This is a genomic window from Streptomyces flavofungini (assembly GCF_041028215.1).
Lineage (GTDB): Bacteria > Actinomycetota > Actinomycetes > Streptomycetales > Streptomycetaceae > Streptomyces > Streptomyces flavofungini_B.
Genome location: NZ_JASKYR010001142.1, coordinates 1 through 1,450 on the forward strand (window position 1 = coordinate 1; position 1,450 = coordinate 1,450).

At 68.7% G+C, this 1,450-nt stretch carries 1 protein-coding gene and 1 pseudogene; one reads left to right on the top strand and one right to left on the bottom strand.

The window, feature by feature from the left end:
- Window positions 1-108: 108 nt before the first annotated feature.
- A complete protein-coding gene (locus AB8Z36_RS39185; protein ID WP_369218130.1) occupies window positions 109-627 on the bottom strand; it encodes an Lrp/AsnC family transcriptional regulator in 519 nt (172 codons plus the stop codon).
- Window positions 628-1,032: 405 nt separating this feature from the next.
- On the opposite strand from AB8Z36_RS39185, the pseudogene AB8Z36_RS39190 reads away from it, so the two are divergent.
- A pseudogene (locus AB8Z36_RS39190) lies at window positions 1,033-1,450 on the top strand (electron transfer flavoprotein subunit beta/FixA family protein); the annotation flags it as partial.

A 1,450-nucleotide genomic window follows, 5' to 3' on the forward strand; every position in this document is an offset into this window, starting at 1 on the left:
CCCCGGGCCCCCGCAACTGGACCGATGGACCAGAACGGCGCCGCCTTTGCTGGGCCATGTGATCCTTCGGCACAGGGCAGAGGCCCGGCCAGCGCCCCGAATCCGCGCTCAGTCGGCGGCCGGTGCGGGCGCCTTCGCCTTCTTCTCGTCCGGCGCGAGATCCTGCTCCGCCAGGGACAGCAGCGACGTGATGCGGCTCGGAACCCGCTCGCTCAGCGCGATCTCGGTCCGGCAGCGCACCACACCGGGCAGTTGCAGGAACCGCTGGATGATCTCCTCGACGTGCTCGGTGTCCCGGGCGGCGACCCGGCACAGCACATCACCCTCACCGGCCGTCGTGTGCGCCTCAAGCACCTCGTCGACGAGCACCAGGGCGCGCGTCACCCGGGCGAGCTGCCCCTGCGCCAGGTGCAGATGGACGAAGGCCAGGATGGGAAAGCCGAGCTGGGCCGGTGAGATCCGCGGCGCGTAACCGGTGATGACACCGAGCCGCTCCAGGCGGCTCATCCGCGTGTGCACCGTCCCCCGGGCGATGCCGAGCGTACGGGCGAACTCACGCATCCCCGCCCGGGGCCTGCTGATCAGCTCCCGCAGGATGGACACGTCCAGGATGTCGAGAGCGGCCACGGTGACCTCGCAATGTTCTCGGTGTTGGACACACGGCTACGCCTGGGCCGCTATGTGGGTGCCGATGGTAATGCAAGAGATCGAATACTTGAACAGAGGAATACGAGGCCGGTGCCCGAGTGGGCCAGTGGGTCAGCGGCGCACCGGAGCTGCGCCTACGAAGGTGGGTCGGGGTGCCGTCCCGGGCCCCGGCGAGCAGCTCTGGACAGCCGCGTTAACGATGATTAACATGAATGACCAGTTAACGATTATTCACATGCGGAGTCCGCCCGGTCGCGTGCGTCATCCGCGCCGAGCCGTCCATCACTTCGCCCCCTGCCCATCGCATCGCCACTCGCCCATCGCACCGCTTTCCGTCCATCGCACCGTTCCCCGTCCATCGCGCCGCCCGCAGGAGAATTCACCGTGAGCTTGAGGATCGTTGTCTGTGTGAAGTACGTGCCCGACGCCACCGGCGACCGGCACTTCGCCGATGACCTGACCGTCGACCGCGACGATGTGGACGGGCTGCTGTCGGAGCTCGATGAGTACGCCGTGGAGCAGGCGCTGCAGATCGCCGATGCGGCGGACGACGCGGAGATCACCGTGCTGACCGTGGGTCCGGAGGATGCCAAGGACGCGCTGCGCAAGGCGCTGTCGATGGGCGCGGACAAGGCGGTGCATGTGGAGGATGAGGACCTGCACGCAGGTGCCGCTGCTGTCGGAGGTCTCGGTCCAGGACGGCGTGGTGCGCGGGCGCCGGGATGGTGATGCCGCCTCCGAGCAGCTGGAGGCGGCGCTGCCGGCGGTGGTGTCGGCGACCGACCAGTCCGGTGAGGCCCGC